Here is a 23,458-nt window from a genome sequence, read left to right on the forward strand (position 1 = left end):
TGGGTGGGGATCAGGCGTGGTGGCTGCGGAGCAGGGCGAACATCTCTTCGAGGGAGACGGATCCTTCAGCGCCCTCGGATTCAGCCTCGTCAGCCAACCGGTTGAGCCAGGCCTCCTCGGCCTGCTCCGCCAGCCGACCCAGGCGCTGGTATTCGTGGATGTCGATCACCGTGTCTCCGCTTGCAGTGCCGGGTGGTGGTGTTCCAGAAGTACATCTATGCGGGGGACTTGGCGCCGGTCGGCCCACCGTAGCGAGGCTCACCTGGAATTCGGAACACATTCCGAAATAGCCTCTCCAGCATGTCCACTCTCACCGTGTCGTTCTCTGAGCTGTCAAAGAACTCCAAGCGGGTCGCCGACGCCGTTGAGCGCGTCCAGCGCATCCACGTCACGCGGCGAGATGGGGAGGACCTCTATCTCACGACCGAGAGCTACGACCGCCAGCGTGAGATGACCGCAGACGTCACTGCCAGTCTGTTCGCTGCTCTGCTCGGCAGTGACGAGGGCGCCCGGGCCATCCTCCTCGCGCTACCCATGGTCTTTCCGTGGACCCGACACCTGTCGGCCGAGGAGGTGCGCGAGCTCGTCGTCCAGCTCGTGGATGCCACGCGCGACGTAGTGGAACTGGACGTGCATGCCAATCTGCACCGCGTCATCGTCGAGTGGCGCGCGACCGCCAGAATCCTGGCTGATCCCGCGCTGACCGCTCAGCTCACCGAGCCTTTGCAGGGTGTGGACCACGGCGAGGTGCTTGCACCATGAGCTCAACAGCCTGAGCGGTCCCCCGTTGGGCTCGGGTTGCGTGCCTGAGGACCCATTACATCCGGAGCCGGTGGCGGTTAGAGGGAGCTGAAGTCGCCTGTGCGGACGCTGGTGATGAAGGTCTGCCAGGCGGTGGGGGTGAAGGTGAGGGTGGGGCCGTGGGGGTCCTTGCTGTCGCGGACGCGACCGGGGTTAGCGTCGTCGACCTCGACGCATGAACCGTTGCTGCCGCCGCTGTAGCTGCTCTTGCGCCACTGCGGTGCGTTGGCGTTCATGGCAACTCCTCGGTGCAGGCGGTTAGAGGGAGCCGAAGTCGCTGCTGCGGATGCCGGTGATGAAGGTCTGCCAGGCGGTGGGGGTGAAGGTGAGGGTGGGGCCGTGGGGGTCTTTGCTGTCGCGGACGCGGCCGGGGTTGGCGTCGTCGACTTCTACGCATGAACCGTTGCTGGTGCCGCTGTGGCTGCTCTTGCGCCACTGCGCCGGCCGGGGGTGTTCACTGCTGATCATGTGCGTATTCCTCCGCCACCGACTGGATCAGGGCTAGGGACGCCTCCGGCGACAGCGCGACGGCCCGCAGCAAATCGTAGTACCCGTTGGCCTGGGCAACCAGCAACGGATCATCCAACAGCCCTCCCGTCAGCGGTGCTTCGATGTAGGCGAGGGGTGGCGCGTCGTCGAAGGTCATCAGCGACATCATCCCCTCCATGAGGGAGTGAGCGCCGTTGCCGAACGGGACGACCTGGACGATCACGCGACGGTTTCTGATGAGATCCGTGATGTGCTGGAGCTGTCCGGCCATGACCGCGGGGCTGCCGACTTCTCGACGGAGCACGGTCTCGTCCAGGACGTACCAAAACACCTTCTTTGTTGGGCCGTCCAGGAGGCTGCTCCGAGTCATTCGTGCAGCTACGCGGTCTGCCAACTCCCCTTCGGTCAGCAGTGGATGGCCGCTCAGGAAGATCGCTGCGGCGTACTCCGGCGTCTGCATCACCCCTGGCACGAGCTGTGCGGCGTACTCGCTGATGGTTTTTGCCAGGGCTTCCTGTTCGACGGCCTCCTCGAAGTAGGTCGCGAACGCAGACGGCCGCAGGATCTCGTGCAGCCTTTCCAACTGCTTGCCTGTTTTCAACACCACGTCCAGCTGCCTAGAGAGCTCCAACTGCGGCTTGCGCGAGGCGTTCTCGATCTGGCCCAGGTACGCACCCGAGCAGAAGACCAGCTCACCGAGCTTCTCCTGCGACAGCCCTGCTGCCTCCCGCAATCGGCGCAACTCCGAGCCGTAGAAGGCTCGGGGGGACTTGCCCGGGTTCAGCTCGTTCCTTCGGGCCATCGGGGGGCCTCCAATTGAGCGGTCGGTCTGCTGGGGTCTTCCCTCTGGTCAGCGTAACTCCGGAACGTCACGCTTGGAGCACAATCAGTGAACATCCTTCCGGTTCCCAGTAGATATGGACACCACCATGCCCTCTCCCCTCGCCCGACACATGGCTGCCCGCCGGCAGGAAGCCGACGATGCCGTCGAGGAGTTGACCGCCGTCCTCCACCTCGCCGACCCCGGGCTCCTCCTTCCCTCGCTCGCCGTTGACGACCGTTCGCGTTGCACGGGCACCGTCGTCATCGACCTCGGGGGTTGTCGTCCGGATGTGGTCAGGGCCATCACCGTGCTGATCCGCCGGGGGGTGGAATGTGTTCAGCAGCACGACCACTGACCGCGCCCATCACCGCGCGGTCTCTCTGGCGCCGACTCCTCACTGCCGCCCGCGTCCCGCGCCGGTGTCCGCTTGGCTGGCCGAACTGTCCCTGGTGCGAAGGGTGTTGATCCGATGAGTCGGATGACGATCCGGGTCTACCGGATCACCGACGACGGGCAGCGAGTCGACGTGACCGCGCCCGAGGAGGTCGAGCAGAAGTACCGCCTGGCCTCCCCGCTCGCCTGGGCGCGCTGCACCTGCCCCCGCTGCGCCAACTTGCCCGACTGCTGCGCCGAAGCGCCGAGTGGCCGCTGACCCGCAGGTCAACGGGCCGACGCGGTGTAGTCCTGGGTGCGTGGGAACAGCTCCTCGCTGAGTTTGCGACGCATCCGCCCTGCTCCCAAGTCGTAGGCCGAGAAGGGGAGTCCGGCTGCCTTGGCGACCAGGGCGACGGAGGCCGTCGTGCACTTCATCCGCGCCACCAGCAGGACGCAGTGCCCGGTCGCGTCCAGGACCAGCAGTTCTCCGTTGCTGACCTAGCCGCCGAGCGGTGGTAGCAGGATCCAGGCCACCTCTGGCGCGACCCGCCCTGATCCGTCGCACCTATCAGCGGGGTGCTGACAGCCTCGGTCGCGGGCACCCCTGCCGGTTGCTGGTAGTGCGGCGCGGGCAGCCCGTTGGCTCCGCGCTGCTCGTCGAACAGCACGGGCCGTCCGGCGCGCGCCATTGCCGTCCGCACGTCCAGGCCCGTCTCGGCGCGGCGTGCCGCCTGGAGCAGTGGGGTGGGCCAGAAGAGCCAGACCTGCGGCTCAACCAGCCGGGGCATGGGCGCGCAGCACAGCAGCACGACGCCCAGCGCTGAGGCCGAGTGCGCGGCCGACGGGTCGCCGTGCCACCCGGACCAGCGGCCGGCGGCCACCGCGAGCAGTCCGCCGAGCCCGAGCGAGACGCTGCACCGCCAGGCGATCCGGCGGTGCAGCTCGAAACCCGTACAGCGCCGCCGCCAGCCCCGGCACGGCGACGGCCAGCTGCGACAGCCGACTGCGTGTCATTCTTCGACTCCCTCCTCGAAGTCGAGGTCCGCAACGTCCTGGGGCGACAGCTTGAACAGCAAGGCCACGGTCTCCCGTTCGATCTGCTCGCGGAGCGCGGTGAACAGCCGTGCCGCCTCCTGCTGGAAGCGCGCCAGGTAGTCGCCGCCGGCGAGCGAGTACAGGTTGGTGTCGCCGTACAGGTCCGACAGCGCCTCGTGGTGCTCGGGCCAGGCCAGGTTGATCACCGTGAGCACCAGGTAGCGCTCGATCCGCCGCAGGACGGCGGGCGAGAGCTCGGCCTCCCGCCCGTCGTACGCCCGCTGTGCGTCGGCACGCAGCCGCGCCGCCAACTCCCCGGCCGGCAGGGCATCCAGCACCTGTGCTGCTGTGAGTCCGACCGGATACAGCCCGGCGAGGGCCGCGTGCAGCCGCTCCGGCGGCACCGCCCTGACCTGCCGCTCCACCACGCTGCCGATCGCGCTGCGCACCCACCGCGCCAGCTCGGGTCCGCCCTCGAAGAGCGCCCGCCGCTGCCGTTGGATCCGGTCCAGCTGCGCGCCGACGACCTCGTCGTAGCGCACCGCGCCGCACAGCCGCTGCGTCGCCTGCTCGGTCCGCGTGTTGAGGGCTCTCTCCAGCGCCCAGTTGGCCAGCTTCGACCGGTTCTCCGGGTCGGCTGCGGCCGCCGCCAGCAGCTGGATGTTCCGCGTCCCGAGCAGGCTGATCAGCGAGGTGTCGGTCAGCGCCGCGAAGACCGCCGACTCGCCCGGATCGCCCCGCCGCCCGGCCCGGCCGCGCACCTGCAGCGCGAAGCGCCGGCTTTCGAACACGTCCACGGCCAGGACGTACAGCCCGCCGCTGCGGGCGACCGGCGCCCGCTCGTCCGGTCGGTCCCCGCCGAGGGGGATGTCCACCCCGCGCCCCGCCAGCCGGGTCACCACCGTGACCGCGCCCGACCGGCCCGCCCGGGTGATGATCGGCGCCTGTTCGGCGTGGTGGTTCGTGCTGTGGTTGTTCGTGCCGTGGCTGTCGGTGCAGTGGTTCTTCGTGCTCAGCGCCCGGTGTGGGATGTCGGCTGCCCTGAGTGCGGCGGACAGCTGCTCGGTCTGCGCGATCGACGCCGTCGCCAGCAGCACCGGCTGGCCCGCCGCCTGGCGCCTGGCCGTCTCACGAACGGCCGCATCGATACGCGAACCGTCGTCCGGGAAGAACCGCACCGGCTGGTCGATTCGCCTGATGGGAAAGGTTGTTGCTACTGGAACTGTGTCCAGCCCGTAGATCTGCTCGTAGACCTCGGCCTCGGTGGCGACGGCGGTGATCGCGGTGAGCTTCGCGTACCCGAGGAGGTACTGGCGCAGGCTGATCGCGGCGAGCGTGCGGCTGCGCCCCGGGGCCTGCAGGTCGGGTCTCAGCCGTCGGACGAGCGCGGTCAGCCTGCCGTAGACGGGATCAGAGCAGGCAGGATCGGAGCAGCGCTCGCGTTCCCTGAGCGTCGCCTGTTCGCGCGCCCGGTCGAGCAGGGTCAGGTCAGCCTCGTCGACGATCGCCAGCCGCCGACCGCGTTGCATGACCCGGCCCTGGTCGAGCGCGCGGCTGTCACGCAGGTAGTCGCAGGCGAACGCGCCGGGCGTGCCGTAGGTGATGCCCATGCCGTACGCGGCGCGGCGCTGCTCCCACCCGGCACCGCCTCCGCCCAGCTCGGTCACCAGGCCGCAGCTCATCCCCAACTCACCGTAGATCGGCTTTAGTTGGGTGGCATCCCGGTCGGCGAGATAGTCGTTGGCCGTCATCACGTGCACCGCGCCGCCGGTCAGCGCGCCGAGGTACGCGGGCAGTGCGATCGTGAGCGTCTTCCCCTCGCCGGTCCGCATCTCCACCAGCGAGCCGTGGTGCAGCGCGATCCCGCCGATGAGCTGCGCGTCGTCCAGCCGCAGGCCCAGTACGCGGCGCACGGTCTCCCGCACCAGGGCGGCCGCCTCCGCGAGCCCCTGCTCCCACTCGGCTCCGGACGACAGGCGGCGGCGCAGCACGTCGGTCATGGCCCGCAACTCCTGTTCGGAGCGCGATCGGAGGGCGAACTCCAGTTCGTTCGCCGCTGCCGCCACCGCACGGCTGTGGGCCAGTATGCGACTGCTTCTCCGCGCCATCTCCGCCCCCGAAGTGAGGAGTTCGACGATACGGGAGCACCTGCGGCGGCAACAGCTCCCTGGCCGCTTCTCAGCCAAGGGCTGCGCAGAGCAGGGGGACCAGTTCGGCCAGCGAGGCGATCTCGGTGACGCCGTGGGTCGCCTCGGGCGATGCGTCGGCGGAGGCAGCGGTGGCGGTGGTGGCGGCGGTGGCGGTGGCGGTGGTGCGGTTGAGCCAGAAGGCCCGCAGGCCCGCGTCCCGCGAGCCCTGTCCGTCGACATCGTGCCGGTCGCCCACGTACGCCACCTGCTCGGGCGCCAACTCCAGCTCCGCGCAGGCGGCGTGGAAGATCGACGCGGCCGGCTTGGGCGCCCCGTGCTGGTCCGAACAGACCACGGGTGCGCCGTCGAAGAATCCGCCCAGCCCGACTTCCCGCAGCTTGGGCCGCTGGCTGGCCAGGCTGGCGTTGGAGACGATGCCGAGCCGCAGCCCGGCCGCTGCCAGCGCGCCGAGTGCCGGCGCGGCATCCGGGAACGCGCGCCAGGCCGTGCGGTAGTGCTGCTGGTAGCGGGTGAACCACTCCCGCGCCGTCGCGTCGTCCATGGCGACCGAACCCTCCCGCGCGGTCGCCAGGAAGGCCCGGGCGCGGGCCAGTTGCTGCTCGGGGAAGGTCAACTCGCCGTCCAGAAAGCGCTGGTACTGGGCCGTCATGAGCTCGTGCCAGAGCTTCACCGCGTCGTCGGCCGAGGGGAACGCGTCCTGCAGGCCCTCCGTCGCCAGCTGGGCCGTGATCGCCGCTCGTTCGGCTCCGGTGTAGTCGAACAGGGTGTCGTCCACGTCGAAGAGCACAGCGCGGATTCGCATCGGGGCCTCTCTCAAGCCTGTCTCAGCCGTCTCGCAGCCGTCTCTCAGCGGGTTTGCCTCTGAGGCACAATTCTTGCCACGGGGGCAACGCGGGTGTCCACTGGATTCATGAACACCAGCCCCCCGGGCCCGGATCGGGACCCGCGCGACACGGACGGCCAGCGCACGGACGGCCATGGCGCAGACGGCCACGGCACAGGCGGCCAGGACGCCGACGAGGTGCCCGGGCTCGGTGCTCGACTGCGCGAGCAGCGGCAGGCAAACCGACTCACTCTTGAAGCCGCCGCTGCTCGGGTCGGGCTCTCCCCAGCCTATCTCTCCCGGCTGGAGACCGGCAGGCGGCAGCCCTCGCTGCCGGTGCTGCTCGGCCTCGCCCGGGCGTACGGCGGCACCGTCGCCGGACTGCTCGGCGAACAGCCGGGCGAGCCCGACCCGGTGGTCCGCGGCGGCGCCATCGAGCCGGGCCGCGCGGGCGGTTGGGGCTACCGCCGGGCGGGCGTGCCGGGCCGGGCGATGCAGGCGCTGCGCGTCCAGGTGCCGCCGGGGCTGCAGGACGAGGTGGTCCGGGTGCACCCCGGCGAGGAGTGGCTGCACGTCACCCAGGGACGGTTGCGGCTCACCCTGGGCGACACCGTCCACCTGCTCGACCCGGGCGACAGCGCGCAGTTCGACTCGCTCACCCCGCACTGCATCGCCGCCGACTCCTCCGCCGGCGTCGAACTGATCTTCGTGCACACCCTGTTGCAGAGCCCGGGCAGCAACCTCTGCCTCGGGGACGCTCCGCGCACCCACTGAAGGGACTCCTGCCATGACGGTCCAGCCAGTCCAGCCAGTCCAGCCGATCCAGCCGACGACCCAGCCGCTTCAGCCGCTTCACCCCGTCCGGCCCGGGCATCCCCGCCAGTACGCGCCCACCACCGACGCGGGCAAGCGCACCGACCACCGGGTGGCGATCCGGGTCTGCATCTACATGGCCGCCGCGCACTTCTTCGGCGGCTTCCTCTTCCTGCTCTTCTACCTGGGCGCGCACACCGGCCACTGAGGGCCGTACGGCCGGGCGAACCGGCTCAGCCCTCCGCCAGCAGCCCGCCCAGCACCTCGAGGCCGTGACCGAACGCCCGGTCCGCGGGCGTGCCGAAGCCGATCACCAAGGACGGCGGCAGGTCGCCCGCCGGGGCCAGCGGGTGGCGGAAGGAGTCCAGGCCCTGCAGGCCCAGCCCACGCAGCCGGGCCTGCTCGACCACCTCCCGCTCGCTCCGCCGGTCGCCCGGCGCCAGGCGCAGCACGGCGTGCAGCCCGGCGGCGATCCCGGTCACCCGGACCTCGGGCGCACGGTCGGCCAGCAGCGCGGCCACCCGGTCGCGGCGGCGCCGGTAGTGCAGCCGGGCGCGCCGCACCTGCCGGTCGTACCCGCCGGAGCGGATCAGCTCCGCCAGCGTCAGCTGCTCGATCACCCCCGACTGCCCGTCCGCAGCGGACTTCCGGGCGATCATCGGCTCCACCAGTGCCTGCGGCAGGGCCAGCCAGCCCAGCCGCAGGCCGGGGGCCAGGCTCTTGCTGGCGGTGCCCGCGTAGACCACCCGCTCCGGGTCGAGCGCCTGCATCGCGCCCACCGCCTGGCGGTCGTAGCGGAACTCCCCGTCGTAGTCGTCCTCGATCACCACCCCGCCGGTCCGCCGGGCCCAGTCGACGGCGGCCGCCCGGCGCCGCGGGTGCAGCAGGTTGCCGGTGGGGAACTGGTGGGCGGGGGTGAGCAGGACGGCCCCGGCGCCGCTCTCGCCGAGCAGGTCAGTCCGGGCGCCGTCCTCGTCCACCGGCAGCGGCACGGTGGCCGGCCCGGCGGTGGTGACCGCCGCGCGGTGCCGGTCGAGACCGTGCGCCTCGACGGCCAGGGTGCGGGTGCCGCGAGCGCGCAGCTCGGCGCTGAGCAGGCTGAGGCCCTGCACATAGCCCGTGCAGAGCAGCAGCCGCTCGGGGTCGGTGCGCACCCCGCGGACCCGGCCCAGGTACTCGGCGAGCGCCTGGCGCAGCTCGATCCGCCCGCGCGGGTCGGAGTAGCCGAGCGCGTCGCGCGGCGCCGCCGCCAGGGCCCGGCGGGTGGCGGCCAGCCACTCGGTGCGCGGGAAGAGGTCCAGGTCGGGGCGGCCGGCGTGGAAGTCGTAGCGGACGGCGGGCGGTCCCGGCCGGTCCGCCGGCGGCGCGGCGGCGCGTCGTACGGCGCGGTCCGCCACGGTCGTCCCGGAGCCCTGCCGGGAGGTCAGCCAGCCCTCCGCCGCGAGCTGGGCGTAGGCCTCGGCGACGGTGTTGCGGGCGATCCCGAGGTCGGCGGCGAGCGCCCGGGAGGACGGCAGCCGGGTGCCCGGCGCCAGGCTCGCGCCGGCTGCCGCCTCGCGCAGCGCGTCCTCCAGCGCGGCCCGCAGGCCCAGGCCCCGGGCCCGCCGGTCGGAGAGGTCGAGGTGCAGGTCGCGGCCCCAAGTGGCCCAATTGGCCCAAGAATTCATACTGGGAATGAACCACAAGCGCGGTCCACTTACTCCCTAGGGTGGAACGCATGACGACTTCTCAGGATCTTGAACCCGCTCCCGCTCCTGCTCAGCGGATGGCCCTCTTCCAGCAGGCCCCGGATGTCTACGGCGCCATGGTCGCGCTCAACAAGGCCGCCGCGGTCGGGCTCGACCCGATGCTCGCCGAGCTGGTGAAGATCCGCGCCTCGATCATCAACGGCTGTGCCTACTGCATCGACATGCACACCACGGAGGCGCTCCAGGGCGGCGAGTCCCAGCACCGGATCTTCGTTCTCCCCGCCTGGCGCGAGACGCCGTTCTTCACCGCCAAGGAGCGCGCCGCGCTGGCCCTGACCGAGGCGGTCACCCTGCTGACCGAGGGCCATGTGCCGGACGCGGTCTACGACGAGGCGGCCCGGCACTTCGAGCAGGAGGAGCTCGCCAAGCTGCTCGCGATGATCACCGTGATCAACGCCTGGAACCGCTTCGCGGTCGCCACCCGGATGAGCCCGGCGCCGAAGGCCCGCGCATGAGCCGGCGCGACAAGGCCGTCGCCTTCGGCCAACTGCACGTGCCTGGGCGCCCGTTGGTACTCGCCAACGTCTGGGACCCGGGCACCGCGCGGGTGGTCGCGGCGGCCGGCGCAGCTGCCCTGGCCACCACGAGCGCGGGGGTGTCGTGGGGGCTCGGGGTGCCGGACGGCGAGGCGCTCGGGCGGGAGCAGACCGTCGAGCTGACCGCCAGGGTGGCCGCCGCCGTCGACCTGCCGGTGACGGCGGACCTGGAGGGCGGCTACGGCGCCACGCCCGAGGAGGTGGCGCAGACCGTCCGCCTGGTGCTGGCGGCCGGCGCGATCGGGATCAACCTGGAGGACGGCCTGCACGGCGCCGACCCCGGCTATCCGCCCGGCGCGCCGCTGCGCACCGGCGCCGACCAGGCCGCCCGGATCGCGGCGGTGCGGGCGGCCGCCGAGGCCGAGGGCATCCCGCTCTTCGTCAACGCGCGGATCGACACCTATCTGCGCCAGGTCGGCGACCGGGTCGGCCGGCTGGACGAGACGCTGGCCCGCGCCCGGGCCTACGCCGAGGCCGGCGCGGACGGCGTCTTCGTCCCGGGGGTGGCGGAGGCCAAGGAGATCGCCGCGCTGACGGCCGCCCTGCCGCTGCCGCTGAACGTGATGGTCCACCCCGGCTCGCTCTCGGTGCCGGAGCTGGCCGAGCTGGGAGTGGCCCGGGTGAGCGTCGGCGCGGGCCTCGCGCTGGCGGCGTTGGGCTTGGTCCGCCGGGCGGCGGCCGAGCTGTTCGCCGACGGGACGTACGACGCGCTCGCCGGTGACCTGAGCTACCCGGAGTTGAACGCGCTGCTGAGCTGAACGTGCTGCTGGCGGATTAGCCGGCGGCGGGCGAGGTGCGGTGCAGCAGGAGCAGGGCGACGTCGTCGGGGCGGGAGTTGCGTTCCGTCACGTTCAGGGTCAGCAGGTCGGCCAGCCGCTCGAGCGCGGCTGCCGGGCCGACCCGGCCGGGGCCGGCCTGCCGGCTCCACAACTCCAGCCCGCCGAGCATCCGTTGCACCGACTCGTCGTAGTCCTCGGCGCGGTCCTCGACCAGCCCGTCGGTGTAGCTGAGCAGCGTCTCGCCCAGGCCGAGCCGCTCAACGGCCAGCGGGTAGGCGGCAGTCGGGTCCACGCCGAGCGGCGGGCCGCCGGGCAGCTCCAGCTCGACGGCCCTGCCGTCCGAGATCCGCACCGGCGCGGGGTGCCCGGCCCGGGCGCCGCACACCACGCCGTCGGCGAGGTCCAGCGTCAAGTAGAGGCAGGTGGCGAAGAGTTCGGTGTCCAGCTCGGCGAGCAGCCGGCTGGTGCGGGCCAGCGTGGCGGCCGGATCGTGGCCGTCCGTCGCGTACGCCCGCAGGCCGCTGCGCAGTTGGCCCATCACGGCGGTCGCCTCGGCGTTGTGCCCCTGGACGTCGCCGATCACCATGCCGACCTTGCCGGCGGACAGCCGGAACAGGTCGTACCAGTCGCCGCCGATCTGCATGCCCTCGGTGCTCGGCAGGTAGCGGGCCGCCGCGGTCAGCCCGGGCAGCGTGGGCAGGCTGCGCGGCAGCATCGCGCGCTGCAGCTCGGTGGCCCGGTGGTGGTGGGTGTCGTAGAGGCGGGCCCGCTCCAGCGACTGGGCGAGGATGCCGGCGAAGGCCGAGTAGAGCGTGCGGTCCTCGCGGCTGAAGGCCCGGTCGGTGGCGAAGGTGATCAGGCAGGAGCCGACCTGCCGCCCGGAGGCGACCAGCGGCAGCACCGCCCAGGCCGCCGGATTGGTGCCCGCTCCCGGTTCGCTGAAGAGCGGGACGGACCGGGCCAGCGACTGCTCCATCGCGCTGCTGGACAGCTCGTGCAGCCGGTTCAACTCGCCGCGGCGCGAGCCGCCGTAGACCGAGGGCGAGACCGGCAGCAGCCGTCCCTCGTCCACCAGGTCGAGGACCAGGTCGGCGGCGCCCAGGGCCGGACGGGCGATGTCGGTCATCGCCTCGGTGACGTCGCGGACCGTGACGGCTCGCGAGAGCGCCCGGGTCAGGGCAAGCAGCAGCGCGGATCGGGCCTCGGCCACCGGGGCGGCGGCCGGCTCGGCGGCGGGCTCCGGCGACTGGCCGCGGTCGCGCTCCACCAGCAGACCGGCGATCCGCACCGGCCGGCCGTGCACGTCGAGCAGCACCTCGCCGTGTTCGTCGACCGTGCTGGTCCCGCCGTCCGGGCGGATCACCCGGTAGCCGAGCCGGTACGGGCCGGCGCTCGCCAGCGCGTCCACCAGGGCGGCCTGCACGTCGGCCAGGTCCTCGGGGTGCACCAGGCTGCCGAGGTCGGGAGCGGGGAGCGGCCCGCCGTCGGTGGGCGCCACCCGGCCGACCACCCGGTAGGCGCTGGCGTCCCAGGCGGTCTCGCCGGTGACCAGGTCCCGTTCGAAGGCGCCCGCCCCGGCCGCCCGGAGCGCGTCGGCGAGCAGCGGCTGCGCCAGGTAGCCGTCGGGCTGCTCGGCGTGTGTCCGCACGCCCCGCGGGGCGCCGTCGACGGCGGGTCCGTGGTCGATCAGATGGGCCAGCCGGTGGGCGCAGGACTCCGCGAGCAGGGCCAGCGCGTCCAGGTCGCGGCGCGGCACGGTGCCGCGGTGGGCCAGCGAGAGGGCAAGCACGCCGAGCTCGCGGTCGTCCACCAGCAGTGGCAGGGCGGCGACGGCGACCAGGCCGGTGCCGAAGCCGGCCACCGGGTTCGGGAAGTGCACGCTGGACCGCTCGGGGCTGAGCAGCACCGGCTCGCGGCGGCGCAGGGCGACGGCGGCGGGCAGGTCGCCGGCCGGGTCGATGGTCCCGTATCGCTCGTGCGCCCATTCGGGGAGCCCGTTGGAGACGGTCAGCCGCAGCATGCCGGCGGCGTCCAGCAGGTAGATCGCGGAGCCCTCGCCGGTGATCCAGCCCGGGCCCTCGGCGAGCAGCGTGCCGAGCATCTCGGCGGCGCTGGTGCAGCGCAGCAGGATCCGTGCGCAGCTCACGGTGGAGCGGGCCGAGGAACGGGTGGAGGAGTGTCCGGACGAGCGGGTGGAGGAGTGGGCGGAGGTGCGGTCGCCGCTGGTGCCCGGGTCACCGGGGCCGGGTGACGGGGGCGGCCAAGGCGAGGTCAGATCCATCCGAGGCCCCTCTGCTGGTCCACAGGCGGGCGGCGCCGCTGACGCACATGTCGGTGAATATCCTATTTGCTCCCGCCGCGTTCGGCGGGTATTCGCCGGACGTTCAGCTCGCGAGCGAGCGGGTACTGGCGGGTACTGGCAGCTGCTACTGGCAGGTGCTACTGGCCGTCGCTCTCGCCGTACGAGGCCTGCGGCCGGGCGGGGACGGTGCGCATCGAGCGCAGGCCGCGGACGATCGCGAAGGCGCGGCGGGCCTCGCCGGCCCAGCCGAGCGGCGCGCCGCCGGTCGGGGCGGTCGCCGACCGAGCGATGCGGCGCTGCGCGGGGATCACGCCGGCGGCGGTCGGGGCGCTGGTGCTGGTCGGCTGCGTCATGGGCCTTCGTCCTCTGCTACTACCTGGGCCTGGACCCACTCCGGTCAGTCTGACCGGAGTCCGGAGACGAATCGGTCTCGGTACCCACCCGAATCGATACCAGATGGACTGAATTCCTATCCGATGAACCCAACGCCTGGCTAGAGCATGGCCAGTGAGCGCGGTGAGAAAACCCTGAGACCGGCTGAAGTCTGGCCGGAGACCTGGCGGGAGACGCCGACGCCCGTCGCACGCTGCGGGTGGACCCGGAGGTGACACGGGTGACCGGCAGTGCCCACGGCCCCGAAGGGCCCGGGCCGTGCGACGGGGCGGCGGAGAAGGAGAAGCAGAAGGAGAAGCGGATGCGGGACTGGTACGCCCCGCGGGTGATGCTCGGCGGTCGGTCCAAGCCTCAGTGCTGGGTGGTGTCGGCGCTCGGCTCCTCCACGACCGGGTGCTGACCGTTCACCGTGCCGGTGTGGTCGACCGCGTGGGTGTCGCCCGGGCCGCCGTCAGGGGCGGCCGCGTGGGTCTGCGGGGAGGCCAGCGACAGCACCACACCGGTGGCGAGCGAGGCGAACGCGAGCATGCTTCGTTTCTTCATACCCGCTCAACGGCCGACCCGGCCGGGAGTCACGGTCGGGTCGGCTTCAACGGTGCTCCACTCAGGGGTGGTAGAGCTCGGCGATGCTGGTGATCAGGCCGGAGCCGTTGACGGTGATGTCGTACATGTTGCCGTAGCAGCTGTACGGGTCCTGCCCGCTGGGGTTCTGGGTGCAGTGGTCGATGTGCGTCAGCAGGTCGGTGACCGAGACGGCCTTGGTGCCGTCCGACACGTAGTTCCCGACCAGCGTGGCCTTGGCACCGGGGGCGAAGTTGTAGCCGCTGTTCGGAGCGACGGCCTCGTAGTAGCCGTCGTTCGGGACGTCCGGGCCGCAGATGAACTTCGTCGCGTTCGCGCCGATCCGGTCCGGGTTGCCCCAGGCCACCGTCGCGTTGATCACCGTGTGGCCCGGCTTCTTCGCGTTGGCCGTGCAGTCGGCGCTCGGGGTGGGCTTGGCGGCCGACGGCTTCGCGGTGGGCTTGCCGGACGGGGTCGCGGCGGTCGGCTTCGCGGCAGACGGCTTGGCGGCCGAGGGCTGCCCGGCCGAGGGCTGCGTGGACGTCACGCCGATCGGGTCGGCGTTCAGGCTCGGGTTCGCGCTCGGGTGCGCGCCCGGGGCGCTCGCGGCGGCGGAGCCCGCGCTGGTGCCGGCGCCGCCGGACGTGCTGTCGGGGCCGCAGGCGGTGAGCGAGAGGGTCAGCGCGGTGGTGAGCAGAGCGAAGCTGGTGAGAAGTCGGCGGTTGCGCATGGTGGTGTCCCCCTGGGGTCGAAGCGGCCGCCCTTGCGGCCACCGTCATCCAGCAACACGTGGCCGCCCGCCGCTTCGGTCACCCGTGTTTCACGCCTGTGACGAACGTGGGCGTCCTGTGACGAAAGCTCAGCTGTTCGGCCAGCCGCGCAGCCCGCTGGTCAGCACCGCGATCAGCCGGTCCTGGGTGACCGCGAGGTCCTCGCGCAGCTGGAAGGCGCCGGCGATGGTCAGCGAGGCGAAGCCGTGCGAGAGGGCGCGGACGGTCCGGGCGGCGTGGATCGCCTCGGAGTCCTCGATGCCGTAGTCGCGCAGCACCCCGATGATCGTCTCGACCAGCCGGGAGCCCGCCCGCACCAACTCGTCGTCTGCGGTGGCCGGCGCCTGCGGCAGGGCGGCGTAGCGGCGCGGGTGCTCGGTGGCGTAGCCGTGGTACGCCCGCAGCAGTGCGGTGACGGCCTCGTCGCCGCCGAGGCCGGCGGTCTCCCGGTCCAGGCGGTCGGCGAGATCCTCGGTCACCCGGATCGCGATCAGCCGGCGCAGCGAGCCCAGGCCGCCCGGCACGTGCTTGTACAGGGACGGGGTGGCCACGCCCGCGCGCGCCGCCACGCCGGCCAGGGTGAGGGCGTCGGGGCCCTCGTCGTCGATCAGCGCGAGGGCGTGGTCGACGACGGCGTCGGGGCTGAGTCCGGCCCTGGGCATCAGGCCACCTCGGCGAGGAACGGGAGCAGGGCGTCGGCGGTGGCCTGCGGGTGGTCCGCCATCGGGTAGTGCCCGGCGCCGTCGATCATCACCTTGCGGGCCTTCAGCGCGGCGGCCTGACGGTCCGCCACCAGCTCCGGCTTCGGGAAGTCGGGGTCCTTGGTGCCCATCACGACCAGGGCCGGGCACCGGACGTGCTCGGTCCAGCCGATCGGCGCGGAGTCGCCGCCGACCTGGCCACGGGTGGCGGTCTTGCGGCCGGGGGTGCGCAGCGCGGCGACGGACTCGGCGACGTAGGCGTCGAAGTCGGCGGGCTTGGCGGTGGGGTAGGCCATCTTCTTCAGGTAGAGCCCCCAGAAGGCGGGGACGTGCACCATCAGCGCGCCGAGGGCCTTCAGCATGGCGCGCTGCACGCCGTTCGTCGGGAGGTTCTCCACGAAGGCGTCCAGCAGGACGATGCCGGCCACCCGCTCGGGGGCGGTGCCGGCCAACTTGACCACGCTGGCGCCGGTGTAGGAGTTGCCGGCCAGTACCGCGCGCTCGATGCCCAGGTGGTCGAGCAGTGCCAGGGCGTCGCCGGCGATCGCGGTGGGGGAGTAGTCGTCCCAGGTGATCGAGGACTCGCCGAAGCCGCGCAGGTCCATGGTGATCACCCGGTGGCCGGCGGCGGTGAGCAGCGGGCGCAGGCGCCGGTAGGCGGTCCGCGGTTCGAGCATCCCGGGGATGAGGACGACCGGGACGCCTTCGCCGAGGGAGTCGTCGAAGGCGATCCGGCCGCCGGGGAGGTCGAGGTACTGGGTCTGCGGTGCGAAGGTGCTGTTCATGGCGGTCCTCCTGCGGGCTGCGGCCGGCTGGTTGGTTGGGCGCCGAGGGGCGCTGCCGACAACCACAAAGCTAAGGCTAATAGCCTTAGCCGTCAAGAGGGTCGTCCGTGGCTGAATCGAGGTGGTCATAGCTGAAGGATCGCCAACTCTGTTGTGCTGCACCTAAGTACGCGTTTTTGTCACGCAGCGTAGCGGCGAATCGGATATGCGCGACAAACCAACCGTTTGGTCTTGGATGCGTGTGACAATTCCGGCCAAGCAGCTTGGAATCAGAGCCTCCTAGGATTAACGTTTGATAACGCAGCGCGGTCGGCAACGCCGTATCCGATCGGCACCGTGCGCCGTCGCCAAATCCTCAGGACCGAGCCCTCGGGCGACGTCCGGGAGCCGGGGAACCAATCGTTCCTTGGGGTGAATCGGACCGGCCCCGGCCGGACCGTAGGAGACCTTCCTGCTCCGAACCCGTCAGCTAACCCGGTAGGCGAGAAGGAAGGAAAGGAGCGCGCCCCCGTGGCGTCGTCGCACTCCCAGCAGAGCCGTACCCAGCTGCTCGACCCCGCCGGCCTTCCCGACGAGGCGGCCCGGCACCGGATCCCCAAGCAGTCCAGGGCTGGTGGGCCCGTCCTCGGGGTCACCGCGATGGCGGCCGCGCTCGGCGCCACCGGCCTCTCCGCCACCGCGGCCGCCGCAGCCGCGCCGCCCGCCCCGGCGCCGTCCGTCTCCGCCGACGATGCTGCGGACAGCGCTTTCGCCACGGCCGGCGACAGCGCGGCCGACCCGGGCCTCGCGCTCGCCGCCCGGATCCAGCACCAGGCCGACAGCCGCCGGACCGCCGCCGAGGAGAGCGCCCGTCTGGAGGCCGCGCAGGAGGCCGCCGCCAAGCGTGCCGCGCAGGCCGAGGCCGCCGCCCGCGCGGCGGCCGAACAGGCCGCCGCCGAGGAGCGCGCCGCCGCCGAGCAGCGGGCCGCAGCCGTCCAGCCAGTCGCCGCCGTGCAGCCCGTGCAGCCCGTGACCGCCGTCCAGCCGGTCGGCCAGGGCGAGTTGACCCTCCCCATCGGCAAGTACACGCTCGGCGCGCAGTCCGGCCAGGCCGGCTCGCACTGGGCGCACCTGCAGACCGGCCTCGACTTCGCCGCCGCCACCGGCACCCCGGTGACCGCGCTCGGCGCCGGCACCGTCACCTCGGCCGGCTGGTCGGGCTCGTACGGCTACCGGGTGATCCAGAGCCTGCCGGACGGCACCGAGGTCTGGTACTGCCACCTCTCCTCGATCGCCGTCGCCGCCGGCCCGGTGGCCCCGGGCGAGGTGCTCGGCAAGGTCGGGGCCACCGGCAACACGGCCGGTGTGAGCGGCCCGCACCTGCACCTGGAGATCCGGCCCGGCGGCGGCGCCCCGGTCGACCCGCGGGCCTGGCTTCAGGAGCGCGGCGTCACTCCGTGAAGCCCTGCTCCGTGAAGTCCTGCTCGGTGTAGCCCTGCTCGATCAGGTAGCTGTCGATCTCGCTCGAACCGGGTTCCGGGGCCAGGTCCCGGTACTCGGCCAGCAGCAGGGCCGGCAGGCCGGGGACGGTCCACTCGCCGTACAGCCGCAGGGCCTCCGCCTCCACGGCGGCCTCGAAGGCGGGGAAGTCCCCGGCGAGTTCCTGCGGCATCGGCAGACCCAGCGCGTTCAGCCCGGCAAGGTTGCGGTAGCTGCGCTGCATCAGCCGGTTCTCCAGCAGCAGCCGCGCGCCGTCCGTCGCCATCCCGACCGAGAGCAGCACCCCGGGCCCCCAGCCGTCCACGCCCTCCGGCTGGTCCAGCTCCTCCAGCGCCGCGAAGGCCGCGATCCGCTGCTCCTGGTCCAGCTCGCGGAACCCGTCCAGCCAGTGCCGGACGGCCTCCAGGTCATCGGTGTCCACGCCGTCGGCGCGCAGCAGCAGGGTGTACAGCCGCGGCCAGGTCACCAGGTGCGGCTGGCGCAGCAGTCCGGTGAGCAGCTCGCCCTGCCACTCGGCCTCCTCGTGCAGGCGCTGCCAGCGCTTGGCGTTCAGCCGTTTGGCCGCCCGCTGATGATCGATCAGCAGCCGCACCGCAGCGCCGTAGGCGAGCGGCGACTCGTCGGGGCGGGGCTGCACATAGAGGTGGATCCGCTCGTACAGCAGCTGCTGGAGCACGGCGGAGGTGAGCTCGGGAAAACCGTCGTGGAGCTGACCGTCGCCCAGTTCCAGCAGGGTCAGCACCGCCTCCAGCGGGCCCTCCTCCACCGGCTCCAGGCCCTGCTCCGCTGCCCAGTTCAGCAGGTCGGCGGTGCGCGGGTGCGGGGCGAGCTGCAGGTCGTCGTCGTTCATGCCTCGTACGGTAACCCGGTTGCGCGGCTCGGCCCGGCGCTACGGTACGCACCATGAATCCCGTACAGCTCACCGGACCGCGGGTCACCATCCGCGAGTTCCACCATGTGCCGCGTGACATCGACGCGTTGCACGCGATCTTCGGCGATGCCGAGACCGCCCGGTTCCTGCCGTTCGAGCCGCGCGACCGGGAGGACTGCGCCGACCAGATCGCGTTGTACGTGGACGAGGCGGAGAAGGATCCGCGCACCGTCTACCGCCTGGCGGTGACGCTGACCGCCGAGGGCGAGGACGCCGTGCCGATCGGCAACGCCGTGCTCGGCACCGAGGGCCAGCTCGCCGCCTTCGTCGGGTACGCGCTGCGCAAGGACGTCTGGGGCCTGGGCTACGCCACCGAGATCACCCGGCTGCTCTGCGACTTCGGCTTCGACACCCTGGGGCTGCACCGGCTGGCCGCCCGCCTCGACCCGGAGAACCTGGCCTCCGCGCGGGTGCTGCGCAAGCTCGGCTTCCAGCTGGAGGGGCGGATCCGGCACGACCTCTTCCTGCGCGACACCTGGTACGACGCGCTGCAGTACTCGCTCCTTGAGGACGAATGGCGCGCGCGGCGAGCCGGGGGATAACCCCACCCCGGTTCGCCGGGTGGCCGGATACCGGCGCCCGGCCGCCGTCCAGGACGATGAATCCCATGACCACCGACCACCTCGCCCCGCTCTCCCGGGCGACCCTCCGCCAGTACGGCTACGCGCTGAGCTCGCTCCCGCTGGCGATAGCCGGCTTCGTGTGGACCGTCACGCTGCTGTCCTTCGGCGCGGGCACCGTGGTCACCGTGCTCGGCCTGCCGGTGCTGGCGCTGCTGCTGGTCGGCGCCCGCGGGTTCGGCGCCGTGGAGCGGGGCCGGGTGCGCCGGCTGCTCGGCGACGACCTGCCCGGGCCCGACCCGGTCGTCCAGCGGCAGCCGGGGGTCTGGGGGGCGGTCACCGCACGGCTGGCCGACCCGGCGGGCTGGAAGGCGGCGCTCTACCTGGTGGTGATGTTCCCCTGGTCGATCCTGAGCTTCGTCCTGACGGTGGTGTTCGGGCTGGTCGGCTGGGTGTGCGCGCTCTACCCCTGCTACGCGTGGGTCTTCCCGCGGTACGTGGGCTGGCGCGGCTACCGGCTCTTCGAGTACACCGGCGCCGACGGGGTGCACCACGTCTACGAGCTGTCCTCGCTCTGGCAGATCGCGGCCACCTCGCTGATCGGCATCGCGCTGGTCTTCCTGACGCCGCTGCTGGTGCGCGGCCTGACCGGCGTCTCGCGCGGCGCCGCCCGGGGGCTGCTCGGCCGCTGAGCGGCTGCTCCCGCTCCCCGGATGCGGGCTCGCCGAAGGCGTGTTCCGATGCGGACATGCTGATCACCTCGCGCCCGCTGGACGAGTACTGCCAGCTGTTCGGGCTGACCCGGGCCGCGCTGCGCGCCACCCCCGGGCCGGTGCTGGACTGCCCGGGCGGCGCTGCGGGCCTGGTCGCCGAGGCGCGCGAGCTGGGCTGCCGGGTGGTCGCCACCGACCCGGTGTACGCACTCCCGCTGCCCGCCCTGCTGGCCCGCGCCGAGGCCGCCCGGCGCCGGATGGCCACCGCGATGCCCGCCTCCCCGAACCGCTACCTCGCCCCGCGCTACCGCCCGTACGACAAGTACCTGCGCAGCTGGGACCGGGCCCGCGCGCTGTTCGCCGCCGACACCGTCGCCCACCCGGGCTGCTATGTGGCCGCCGCGCTGCCCCGGCTGCCGTTCGCGGATGCCACCTTCTCGCTCACCCTCAGCTCCTACCTGCTCTTCGCCTACCCCGACCACTTCACCCCGCGCGACCAGCTCGCCGCGCTGCTGGAGCTGACCCGGGTCACCGCGCCGGGCGGCGAGGTCCTGGTGCACCCGGTGCACGACAGCCGCAGCGTGCGCTGCCCGCACCTGGACGAGCTGCGCTTCGCCCTCGGCACCCGCCGGATCTCCAGCGAGCTGCGCACCCTGCGCCGCCCGGGCGACGGCCGCCGCCGCTACGTCCTCGCCCTGTCCCGGCATCCCCGGTACGGTGCGGTCCCATGGACGAATCCCTGACGGACAGTCGACTGCTGCCGATACCCGGCCTGCGCAACGCCCGCGATGTCGGCGGGGTCGGACCGCTGCGCGCCGGCCTGCTCTACCGCTCGGCCCGGCTGGCCGAGTTGAAGCCCGAGGGGGCCCGGCAGCTGGCCGAGCTCGGCGTGCGCACAGTGGTGGATCTGCGCGATCCGCGCGAACTGGACGGCTTTCCCAATCGCACCTATGACTGGGAAGTCGATCAGGCCAACTTCCCGCTCCTGCCCCAGGACGGCACCGACCACGGCGTCAGGCCACTGGACGAGGTCTACCCGCTGATCATCGACACCGCCGGGCCGCTGCTGGTGGGTGTGCTGCGACGGCTGCTGGAGCCGGGCGCGCTGCCCGCCCTGGTGCACTGCGCCGTCGGCCGGGACCGGACGGGCATCGTGATCGCCCTGCTGCTCGACCTCCTTGAGGTGCCGCAGGAGCAGATCGTCGCCGACTACCTGCTCTCCAACGAGGGGTTGGGCCTGCTCGACGGCCCGCGCGAGTACGTCGACGTCAACGGCGCGGTCCGGCTCTCGTACCCGGTCACAGCCGAGCTGATCACCGACCTGTTGGCCCGTCTGCGCGAACGGCACGGCGGCGTGGCGGGCTATCTGGCTGATCATGGGCTGAAGCCCTCGGAGCTGGCCGAGCTGCGCTCTATGCTTCGTGACTGATCGTCAGTCACCGGAACATGGAGGACATATGAAGGTTCGTCGGATCCTGGTCGCGCTGATCTCGGGCGCCGCGCTGCTGGGGGTGGCGCCGGCGGCGCAGGCCGCCGCCCCGGCCGGTATCCCGTCCGACCAGTGCTCGGCCGCGTTCTACCAGGGCGACGCGCGGCTCGGCCCCGAGCAGCTGCCCAGCACCGGCCAGGTCGGCCGCGAGCTGTTCGGCTACCAGCGCACCGGCTTCGAATCCGAGCAGAAGTTCCTGGCCACCTACTACGACTCCACCGCCAAGTCCTGGATCTACCCGCCCTCCAACGGCTATCTGATCGGCTTCGACGGTCAGCCCATCGAGCTGAACCAGACGCTCACCCCCGGCCAGGACATCGACCGCTTCGGCAGCGAGTACGGCTCCTTCCTCGCCCCCGAGGGCCTGCCGTACGCCAGTCGCTCGATCCCGCCGCAGAGCCTGGACGGCAACCCGGCGGCCGGCTGCAACTACCACGACTACCGCGTGCTGAAGCCGTTCACGGTGCACGCCGGCCCGATCGCGCCGTGGTTCGCGCAGGTCGGCCTCGGCTGGCAGTACCAGCTCGACGCGACCCTGGTGTCGGGCGCGCCGGCGACCATCAACGTCGGCTGGCTGGTCACCAACGGGTACCTGCAGCGCCTGGTCTGACCTTGAACTTAGACCGACCGGCAAATGGAGGGCGGCGTCGCGGGCCGATGGCTCTCGCCCAGACGGCTTCTCCTCAGTCGCCAGGGCTCCGCCATGGCTCCTTCGTCGGCACCGCCTGGACTCGGCCCTCGACCCGCTCCTTCTCCCACCCTCCATTTGCCGGGCGGTCTTAGCCGCCGGAAGGCCGCGGGGCCGGCAGCTGGGTCGGCGGGTTGGTCGGCGGCTGGGCGGGCGGCTGGCCGAGCGAGTCCAGGACGGCCAGGATCCGCTCGCCGACCCAGCGGCGGTCCGAGGCGTCCGGGAGGCCGTCCGGGGCGAGGAGTTGGGATACCACCGCGGCGCGCAGCCGCACGAGTTGCTCGCGGCCCAGGGTGGGGATCAGCCCGCGGGCCGCGAGCAGCGCGTGGTAGTGCTCGAAGGCCGAGCGCGGGTGCTCGACGTAGTCGAGGACGCTCTCGAAGTCGCCCAGCAGGGCGTTGCCCTCGGTCAGCGCGAGCGCCTGCATCCGCAGACCCGGATCGTCCGAGGCGAAGAGGCCGCGGACCTCCTCGGCGGTGGCCGGGGAGGTCTTGGCGGCGGCCCGGACCTCGGCGACCTGGCTCGCCATCGCGGCCGGTTGGCCGCTGGCGGCCGGTGCCGCCTGCGAGCTGAACTGGCCGAGGTGGCCCATGGCCTGGACCCGGGAGTCCTCCGCCCCGACCGTGTTGCCCTCGCGCTGCTGCTGCTGCGCCTGGGCGAACAGCCGCAGCGCGTTCCCGTCCGCCCGGCTCAGCGCGCCGGCCAGCATCAGCCGGGTGAGCAGCCAGCCGCCGAGGAAGCCGAGCAGGACGAAGTAGACCACCAGCGCGGCCGCGAACGGCGCGCTGTCCGAGCGCCCGCCGAGCGCGGGGGCCAGCGCGCGGGCCAGCTGGCGCAGGTGCGCCCAGATGCTGCTGAGCTGGGTGAGGCCGACCCCGAGCAGGATCTTGGTCAGCCAGTCGGAGACCTGCTCCAGATTGGTGTTCGGGGTGGTGTCGGCCGCCGCGGTCGTCGGATCGGCTCCCGTCGCGCCGGACGCCGTCGTGCCGGATCCCGTGGCACCGGAACCGCCGCTGCCGCTCGCGTGCGGGATGCCGAACAGGAAGCCCAGGACGCCGCCGGAGACCGCGGTCGCGCAGGAGATCATCAGACCGGCGCCGAGCGCGCTCATCGGGTGCGGGCCCGCGCCGGTGTAGAGCAGCAGCCCGAGCAGTCCGAGCCCGAGCAGTGAGCCGACCCCGGTGGCCTGCCACCGTCGGGCCTCCGCGGAGTGCCTGCTTTCACGCGCCACTGTTGCCCCCACCGTCTGGCCCGACCATTTCCCGTAGCTGTCCGATGCCCAGAGCCGAGCCCGGACATGCAGACGGCCCGTGGGCGTTCTCCGCGGCGGGCGAACCGCCGAGGCGCCGGGGATGTTCCGGCGGGCCCACGGACCGGGTGACTGCTTGGAATTTCGCCTGAGCCGGCATCCGGCCTCGGCTGGGGCGGCTCTAGCGAGCAGCCACCTCACACATCCTGACGGTACTCAACCAGGATCACCTCCTTTCAGTGTGCTGCCACGATAGGCAGGCCACCGGGGAGGAGGCAACGGATTTAATGCGGGAAAGCAGAAGGCCCGGCAGAGAGTCTCTGCCGGGCCTTCTGTGCTACTGAGTAGCGGGGACAGGATTTGAACCTGCGACCTCTGGGTTATGAGCCCAGCGAGCTACCGAGCTGCTCCACCCCGCGTCGGTAAACCCAACACTACGTGACGGCCACCGCTAAGGGAAATCGG

At 72.3% G+C, this 23,458-nt stretch carries 29 protein-coding genes, 1 tRNA gene, 1 pseudogene and 1 riboswitch; of the genes and pseudogenes, 13 read left to right on the forward strand and 18 right to left on the reverse strand.

Annotated elements, in window-relative coordinates:
- Positions 1 to 10: 10 nt before the first annotated feature.
- Positions 11 to 169, reverse strand: a pseudogene (locus tag P3T34_RS21955) (prevent-host-death family protein); the annotation flags it as partial.
- 131 nt (positions 170 to 300) lie between these two features.
- Between P3T34_RS21955 and P3T34_RS21960 the strand changes: the two are divergent.
- Positions 301 to 762: a prevent-host-death family protein gene (locus P3T34_RS21960; RefSeq protein ID WP_280667747.1), complete on the forward strand. Its 462-nt coding sequence runs from the start codon at positions 301 to 303 to the stop codon at positions 760 to 762.
- A 77-nt stretch (positions 763 to 839) separates the two neighbouring features.
- Here the strand turns inward: P3T34_RS21960 and P3T34_RS21965 are convergent, their stop codons facing one another.
- The 3 genes from P3T34_RS21965 to P3T34_RS21975 are packed head-to-tail and all read right to left on the reverse strand — an operon-like array spanning position 840 to position 2,092.
- Positions 840 to 1,037 (reverse strand): DUF397 domain-containing protein, encoded by a 198-nt coding sequence (locus P3T34_RS21965; protein WP_280667748.1) that lies wholly within the window; start codon positions 1,035 to 1,037, stop codon positions 840 to 842.
- A gap of 22 nt (positions 1,038 to 1,059) precedes the next feature.
- The gene (locus P3T34_RS21970) at positions 1,060 to 1,269 is read right to left on the reverse strand and encodes a DUF397 domain-containing protein (protein ID WP_280667749.1); all 210 of its coding nucleotides are present in this window, start codon (positions 1,267 to 1,269) and stop codon (positions 1,060 to 1,062) included.
- Positions 1,256 to 2,092 carry a helix-turn-helix transcriptional regulator gene (locus tag P3T34_RS21975; protein ID WP_280667750.1) on the reverse strand — a complete coding sequence of 279 codons (837 nt, stop codon included), beginning with the start codon at positions 2,090 to 2,092 and terminating at the stop codon, positions 1,256 to 1,258. The genes P3T34_RS21970 and P3T34_RS21975 overlap by 14 nt, the downstream gene beginning before the upstream one ends.
- Positions 2,093 to 2,207: 115 nt before the next feature.
- Between P3T34_RS21975 and P3T34_RS21980 the strand changes: the two genes are divergently transcribed.
- Both P3T34_RS21980 and P3T34_RS21985 read left to right on the forward strand, forming a co-directional pair.
- Entirely contained in the window at positions 2,208 to 2,468 is a 261-nt protein-coding gene (locus P3T34_RS21980; protein ID WP_280667751.1) for a hypothetical protein, read from the forward strand.
- A 114-nt stretch (positions 2,469 to 2,582) separates the two neighbouring features.
- Entirely contained in the window at positions 2,583 to 2,765 is a 183-nt protein-coding gene (locus tag P3T34_RS21985) for a hypothetical protein (protein WP_280667752.1), read from the forward strand.
- Between the two features lie 8 nt (positions 2,766 to 2,773).
- Here P3T34_RS21985 and P3T34_RS21990 read toward each other — a convergent pair whose 3' ends face one another.
- The 4 genes from P3T34_RS21990 to P3T34_RS22005 form a co-directional block, all read right to left on the reverse strand.
- Complete coding sequence (locus tag P3T34_RS21990) at positions 2,774 to 2,923, reverse strand: hypothetical protein (RefSeq protein WP_280667753.1); 150 nt, start codon at positions 2,921 to 2,923, stop codon at positions 2,774 to 2,776.
- Positions 2,920 to 3,369, reverse strand: coding sequence for a hypothetical protein (locus P3T34_RS21995; RefSeq protein WP_280667754.1), 450 nt, complete (start codon positions 3,367 to 3,369; stop codon positions 2,920 to 2,922). The genes P3T34_RS21990 and P3T34_RS21995 overlap by 4 nt, the downstream gene beginning before the upstream one ends.
- A gap of 129 nt (positions 3,370 to 3,498) precedes the next feature.
- Entirely contained in the window at positions 3,499 to 5,631 is a 2,133-nt protein-coding gene (locus P3T34_RS22000; RefSeq protein ID WP_280667755.1) for a DEAD/DEAH box helicase, read from the reverse strand.
- 70 nt (positions 5,632 to 5,701) lie between these two features.
- The gene (locus P3T34_RS22005) at positions 5,702 to 6,475 is read right to left on the reverse strand and encodes an HAD family hydrolase (protein WP_280667756.1); all 774 of its coding nucleotides are present in this window, start codon (positions 6,473 to 6,475) and stop codon (positions 5,702 to 5,704) included.
- Between the two features lie 108 nt (positions 6,476 to 6,583).
- Here P3T34_RS22005 and P3T34_RS22010 point away from each other — a divergent pair, with 108 nt between their 5' ends.
- Together P3T34_RS22010 and P3T34_RS22015 are read left to right on the forward strand one after the other, a co-directional pair.
- Positions 6,584 to 7,270: an XRE family transcriptional regulator gene (locus P3T34_RS22010; protein ID WP_280667757.1), complete on the forward strand. Its 687-nt coding sequence runs from the start codon at positions 6,584 to 6,586 to the stop codon at positions 7,268 to 7,270.
- A 13-nt stretch (positions 7,271 to 7,283) separates the two neighbouring features.
- Positions 7,284 to 7,517 carry a DUF6126 family protein gene (locus P3T34_RS22015; RefSeq protein WP_280667758.1) on the forward strand — a complete coding sequence of 78 codons (234 nt, stop codon included), beginning with the start codon at positions 7,284 to 7,286 and terminating at the stop codon, positions 7,515 to 7,517.
- Positions 7,518 to 7,542: 25 nt separating this feature from the next.
- Here P3T34_RS22015 and P3T34_RS22020 read toward each other — a convergent pair whose 3' ends face one another.
- Positions 7,543 to 8,976 carry a PLP-dependent aminotransferase family protein gene (locus P3T34_RS22020; protein ID WP_280667759.1) on the reverse strand — a complete coding sequence of 478 codons (1,434 nt, stop codon included), beginning with the start codon at positions 8,974 to 8,976 and terminating at the stop codon, positions 7,543 to 7,545.
- 50 nt (positions 8,977 to 9,026) lie between these two features.
- Here P3T34_RS22020 and P3T34_RS22025 point away from each other — a divergent pair, with 50 nt between their 5' ends.
- Both P3T34_RS22025 and P3T34_RS22030 read left to right on the forward strand, forming a co-directional pair.
- Positions 9,027 to 9,512, forward strand: coding sequence for a carboxymuconolactone decarboxylase family protein (locus P3T34_RS22025; protein WP_280667760.1), 486 nt, complete (start codon positions 9,027 to 9,029; stop codon positions 9,510 to 9,512).
- Positions 9,509 to 10,351: an isocitrate lyase/phosphoenolpyruvate mutase family protein gene (locus tag P3T34_RS22030; RefSeq protein WP_280667761.1), complete on the forward strand. Its 843-nt coding sequence runs from the start codon at positions 9,509 to 9,511 to the stop codon at positions 10,349 to 10,351. Before P3T34_RS22025 ends, P3T34_RS22030 begins: the two co-directional genes overlap by 4 nt.
- A 16-nt stretch (positions 10,352 to 10,367) precedes the next feature.
- On the opposite strand, the gene P3T34_RS22035 is transcribed toward P3T34_RS22030, so the two are convergent.
- The 6 genes from P3T34_RS22035 to P3T34_RS22060 all read right to left on the reverse strand — a co-directional run bounded on the left by P3T34_RS22035 (position 10,368) and on the right by P3T34_RS22060 (position 15,884).
- On the reverse strand, positions 10,368 to 12,653 hold the full coding sequence (locus P3T34_RS22035; RefSeq protein ID WP_280667762.1) for a SpoIIE family protein phosphatase: 2,286 nt from the start codon (positions 12,651 to 12,653) through the stop codon (positions 10,368 to 10,370).
- A 158-nt stretch (positions 12,654 to 12,811) separates the two neighbouring features.
- A complete protein-coding gene (locus tag P3T34_RS22040) occupies positions 12,812 to 13,027 on the reverse strand; it encodes a hypothetical protein (protein WP_280667763.1) in 216 nt (71 codons plus the stop codon).
- Between the two features lie 391 nt (positions 13,028 to 13,418).
- Positions 13,419 to 13,610, reverse strand: a complete 192-nt coding sequence (locus P3T34_RS22045; protein ID WP_280667764.1) for a hypothetical protein — start codon at positions 13,608 to 13,610, stop codon at positions 13,419 to 13,421.
- Between the two features lie 61 nt (positions 13,611 to 13,671).
- The gene (locus tag P3T34_RS22050) at positions 13,672 to 14,358 is read right to left on the reverse strand and encodes a hypothetical protein (RefSeq protein ID WP_280667765.1); all 687 of its coding nucleotides are present in this window, start codon (positions 14,356 to 14,358) and stop codon (positions 13,672 to 13,674) included.
- A gap of 129 nt (positions 14,359 to 14,487) precedes the next feature.
- On the reverse strand, positions 14,488 to 15,060 hold the full coding sequence (locus P3T34_RS22055; RefSeq protein WP_280667766.1) for a TetR-like C-terminal domain-containing protein: 573 nt from the start codon (positions 15,058 to 15,060) through the stop codon (positions 14,488 to 14,490).
- Positions 15,060 to 15,884 carry an alpha/beta hydrolase gene (locus P3T34_RS22060; protein ID WP_280667767.1) on the reverse strand — a complete coding sequence of 275 codons (825 nt, stop codon included), beginning with the start codon at positions 15,882 to 15,884 and terminating at the stop codon, positions 15,060 to 15,062. Before P3T34_RS22060 ends, P3T34_RS22055 begins: the two co-directional genes overlap by 1 nt.
- Positions 15,885 to 16,219: 335 nt before the next feature.
- A riboswitch (cyclic di-AMP (ydaO/yuaA leader) is annotated at positions 16,220 to 16,383 on the forward strand.
- An 11-nt stretch (positions 16,384 to 16,394) separates the two neighbouring features.
- Between P3T34_RS22060 and P3T34_RS22065 the strand changes: the two genes are divergently transcribed.
- Entirely contained in the window at positions 16,395 to 17,324 is a 930-nt protein-coding gene (locus P3T34_RS22065; RefSeq protein WP_280667768.1) for a M23 family metallopeptidase, read from the forward strand.
- Here P3T34_RS22065 and P3T34_RS22070 read toward each other — a convergent pair.
- Entirely contained in the window at positions 17,314 to 18,213 is a 900-nt protein-coding gene (locus P3T34_RS22070) for a hypothetical protein (protein ID WP_280667769.1), read from the reverse strand. The genes P3T34_RS22065 and P3T34_RS22070 overlap by 11 nt on opposite strands.
- A 53-nt stretch (positions 18,214 to 18,266) precedes the next feature.
- On the opposite strand from P3T34_RS22070, the gene P3T34_RS22075 reads away from it, so the two are divergent.
- The 5 genes from P3T34_RS22075 (at position 18,267) to P3T34_RS22095 (ending at position 21,666) form a co-directional block, all read left to right on the forward strand.
- Positions 18,267 to 18,836 carry a GNAT family protein gene (locus P3T34_RS22075; RefSeq protein ID WP_280667770.1) on the forward strand — a complete coding sequence of 190 codons (570 nt, stop codon included), beginning with the start codon at positions 18,267 to 18,269 and terminating at the stop codon, positions 18,834 to 18,836.
- 65 nt (positions 18,837 to 18,901) lie between these two features.
- On the forward strand, positions 18,902 to 19,546 hold the full coding sequence (locus tag P3T34_RS22080; RefSeq protein ID WP_280667771.1) for a sensor domain-containing protein: 645 nt from the start codon (positions 18,902 to 18,904) through the stop codon (positions 19,544 to 19,546).
- A gap of 56 nt (positions 19,547 to 19,602) precedes the next feature.
- Positions 19,603 to 20,310 (forward strand): class I SAM-dependent methyltransferase, encoded by a 708-nt coding sequence (locus P3T34_RS22085; protein WP_280667772.1) that lies wholly within the window; start codon positions 19,603 to 19,605, stop codon positions 20,308 to 20,310.
- The gene (locus tag P3T34_RS22090; protein ID WP_280667773.1) at positions 20,295 to 20,996 is read left to right on the forward strand and encodes a tyrosine-protein phosphatase; all 702 of its coding nucleotides are present in this window, start codon (positions 20,295 to 20,297) and stop codon (positions 20,994 to 20,996) included. The genes P3T34_RS22085 and P3T34_RS22090 overlap by 16 nt, the downstream gene beginning before the upstream one ends.
- Positions 20,997 to 21,024: 28 nt before the next feature.
- Positions 21,025 to 21,666: a TNT domain-containing protein gene (locus P3T34_RS22095; protein ID WP_280667774.1), complete on the forward strand. Its 642-nt coding sequence runs from the start codon at positions 21,025 to 21,027 to the stop codon at positions 21,664 to 21,666.
- A 169-nt stretch (positions 21,667 to 21,835) separates the two neighbouring features.
- On the opposite strand, the gene P3T34_RS22100 is transcribed toward P3T34_RS22095, so the two are convergent.
- Together P3T34_RS22100 and P3T34_RS22105 are read right to left on the reverse strand one after the other, a co-directional pair.
- A complete protein-coding gene (locus tag P3T34_RS22100; RefSeq protein ID WP_280667775.1) occupies positions 21,836 to 22,975 on the reverse strand; it encodes a hypothetical protein in 1,140 nt (379 codons plus the stop codon).
- Positions 22,976 to 23,338: 363 nt separating this feature from the next.
- Positions 23,339 to 23,412: transfer RNA gene (locus P3T34_RS22105), tRNA-Met, on the reverse strand.
- Positions 23,413 to 23,458 lie beyond the last annotated feature (46 nt).

This window comes from Kitasatospora sp. MAP12-44 (assembly GCF_029892095.1).
Lineage (GTDB): Bacteria > Actinomycetota > Actinomycetes > Streptomycetales > Streptomycetaceae > Kitasatospora.

Bases quoted from the DNA above. Each gene is read 5' to 3' on its own strand.
- P3T34_RS21960 (WP_280667747.1), top strand. From the start codon at position 301: ATGTCCACTCTCACCGTGTCGTTCTCTGAGCTGTCAAAGAACTCCAAG.
- P3T34_RS21965 (WP_280667748.1), bottom strand. From the start codon at position 1,037: ATGAACGCCAACGCACCGCAGTGGCGCAAGAGCAGCTACAGCGGCGGC.
- P3T34_RS21970 (WP_280667749.1), bottom strand. From the start codon at position 1,269: ATGATCAGCAGTGAACACCCCCGGCCGGCGCAGTGGCGCAAGAGCAGC.
- P3T34_RS21975 (WP_280667750.1), bottom strand. From the start codon at position 2,092: ATGGCCCGAAGGAACGAGCTGAACCCGGGCAAGTCCCCCCGAGCCTTC.
- P3T34_RS21980 (WP_280667751.1), top strand. From the start codon at position 2,208: ATGGACACCACCATGCCCTCTCCCCTCGCCCGACACATGGCTGCCCGC.
- P3T34_RS21985 (WP_280667752.1), top strand. From the start codon at position 2,583: ATGAGTCGGATGACGATCCGGGTCTACCGGATCACCGACGACGGGCAG.
- P3T34_RS21990 (WP_280667753.1), bottom strand. From the start codon at position 2,923: ATGAAGTGCACGACGGCCTCCGTCGCCCTGGTCGCCAAGGCAGCCGGA.
- P3T34_RS22000 (WP_280667755.1), bottom strand. From the start codon at position 5,631: ATGGCGCGGAGAAGCAGTCGCATACTGGCCCACAGCCGTGCGGTGGCG.
- P3T34_RS22005 (WP_280667756.1), bottom strand. From the start codon at position 6,475: ATGCGAATCCGCGCTGTGCTCTTCGACGTGGACGACACCCTGTTCGAC.
- P3T34_RS22010 (WP_280667757.1), top strand. From the start codon at position 6,584: ATGAACACCAGCCCCCCGGGCCCGGATCGGGACCCGCGCGACACGGAC.
- P3T34_RS22015 (WP_280667758.1), top strand. From the start codon at position 7,284: ATGACGGTCCAGCCAGTCCAGCCAGTCCAGCCGATCCAGCCGACGACC.
- P3T34_RS22020 (WP_280667759.1), bottom strand. From the start codon at position 8,976: ATGAATTCTTGGGCCAATTGGGCCACTTGGGGCCGCGACCTGCACCTC.
- P3T34_RS22025 (WP_280667760.1), top strand. From the start codon at position 9,027: ATGACGACTTCTCAGGATCTTGAACCCGCTCCCGCTCCTGCTCAGCGG.
- P3T34_RS22030 (WP_280667761.1), top strand. From the start codon at position 9,509: ATGAGCCGGCGCGACAAGGCCGTCGCCTTCGGCCAACTGCACGTGCCT.
- P3T34_RS22035 (WP_280667762.1), bottom strand. From the start codon at position 12,653: ATGGATCTGACCTCGCCTTGGCCGCCCCCGTCACCCGGCCCCGGTGAC.
- P3T34_RS22040 (WP_280667763.1), bottom strand. From the start codon at position 13,027: ATGACGCAGCCGACCAGCACCAGCGCCCCGACCGCCGCCGGCGTGATC.
- P3T34_RS22045 (WP_280667764.1), bottom strand. From the start codon at position 13,610: ATGAAGAAACGAAGCATGCTCGCGTTCGCCTCGCTCGCCACCGGTGTG.
- P3T34_RS22050 (WP_280667765.1), bottom strand. From the start codon at position 14,358: ATGCGCAACCGCCGACTTCTCACCAGCTTCGCTCTGCTCACCACCGCG.
- P3T34_RS22055 (WP_280667766.1), bottom strand. From the start codon at position 15,060: ATGCCCAGGGCCGGACTCAGCCCCGACGCCGTCGTCGACCACGCCCTC.
- P3T34_RS22060 (WP_280667767.1), bottom strand. From the start codon at position 15,884: ATGAACAGCACCTTCGCACCGCAGACCCAGTACCTCGACCTCCCCGGC.
- P3T34_RS22070 (WP_280667769.1), bottom strand. From the start codon at position 18,213: ATGAACGACGACGACCTGCAGCTCGCCCCGCACCCGCGCACCGCCGAC.
- P3T34_RS22075 (WP_280667770.1), top strand. From the start codon at position 18,267: ATGAATCCCGTACAGCTCACCGGACCGCGGGTCACCATCCGCGAGTTC.
- P3T34_RS22080 (WP_280667771.1), top strand. From the start codon at position 18,902: ATGACCACCGACCACCTCGCCCCGCTCTCCCGGGCGACCCTCCGCCAG.
- P3T34_RS22085 (WP_280667772.1), top strand. From the start codon at position 19,603: ATGCTGATCACCTCGCGCCCGCTGGACGAGTACTGCCAGCTGTTCGGG.
- P3T34_RS22090 (WP_280667773.1), top strand. From the start codon at position 20,295: ATGGACGAATCCCTGACGGACAGTCGACTGCTGCCGATACCCGGCCTG.
- P3T34_RS22095 (WP_280667774.1), top strand. From the start codon at position 21,025: ATGAAGGTTCGTCGGATCCTGGTCGCGCTGATCTCGGGCGCCGCGCTG.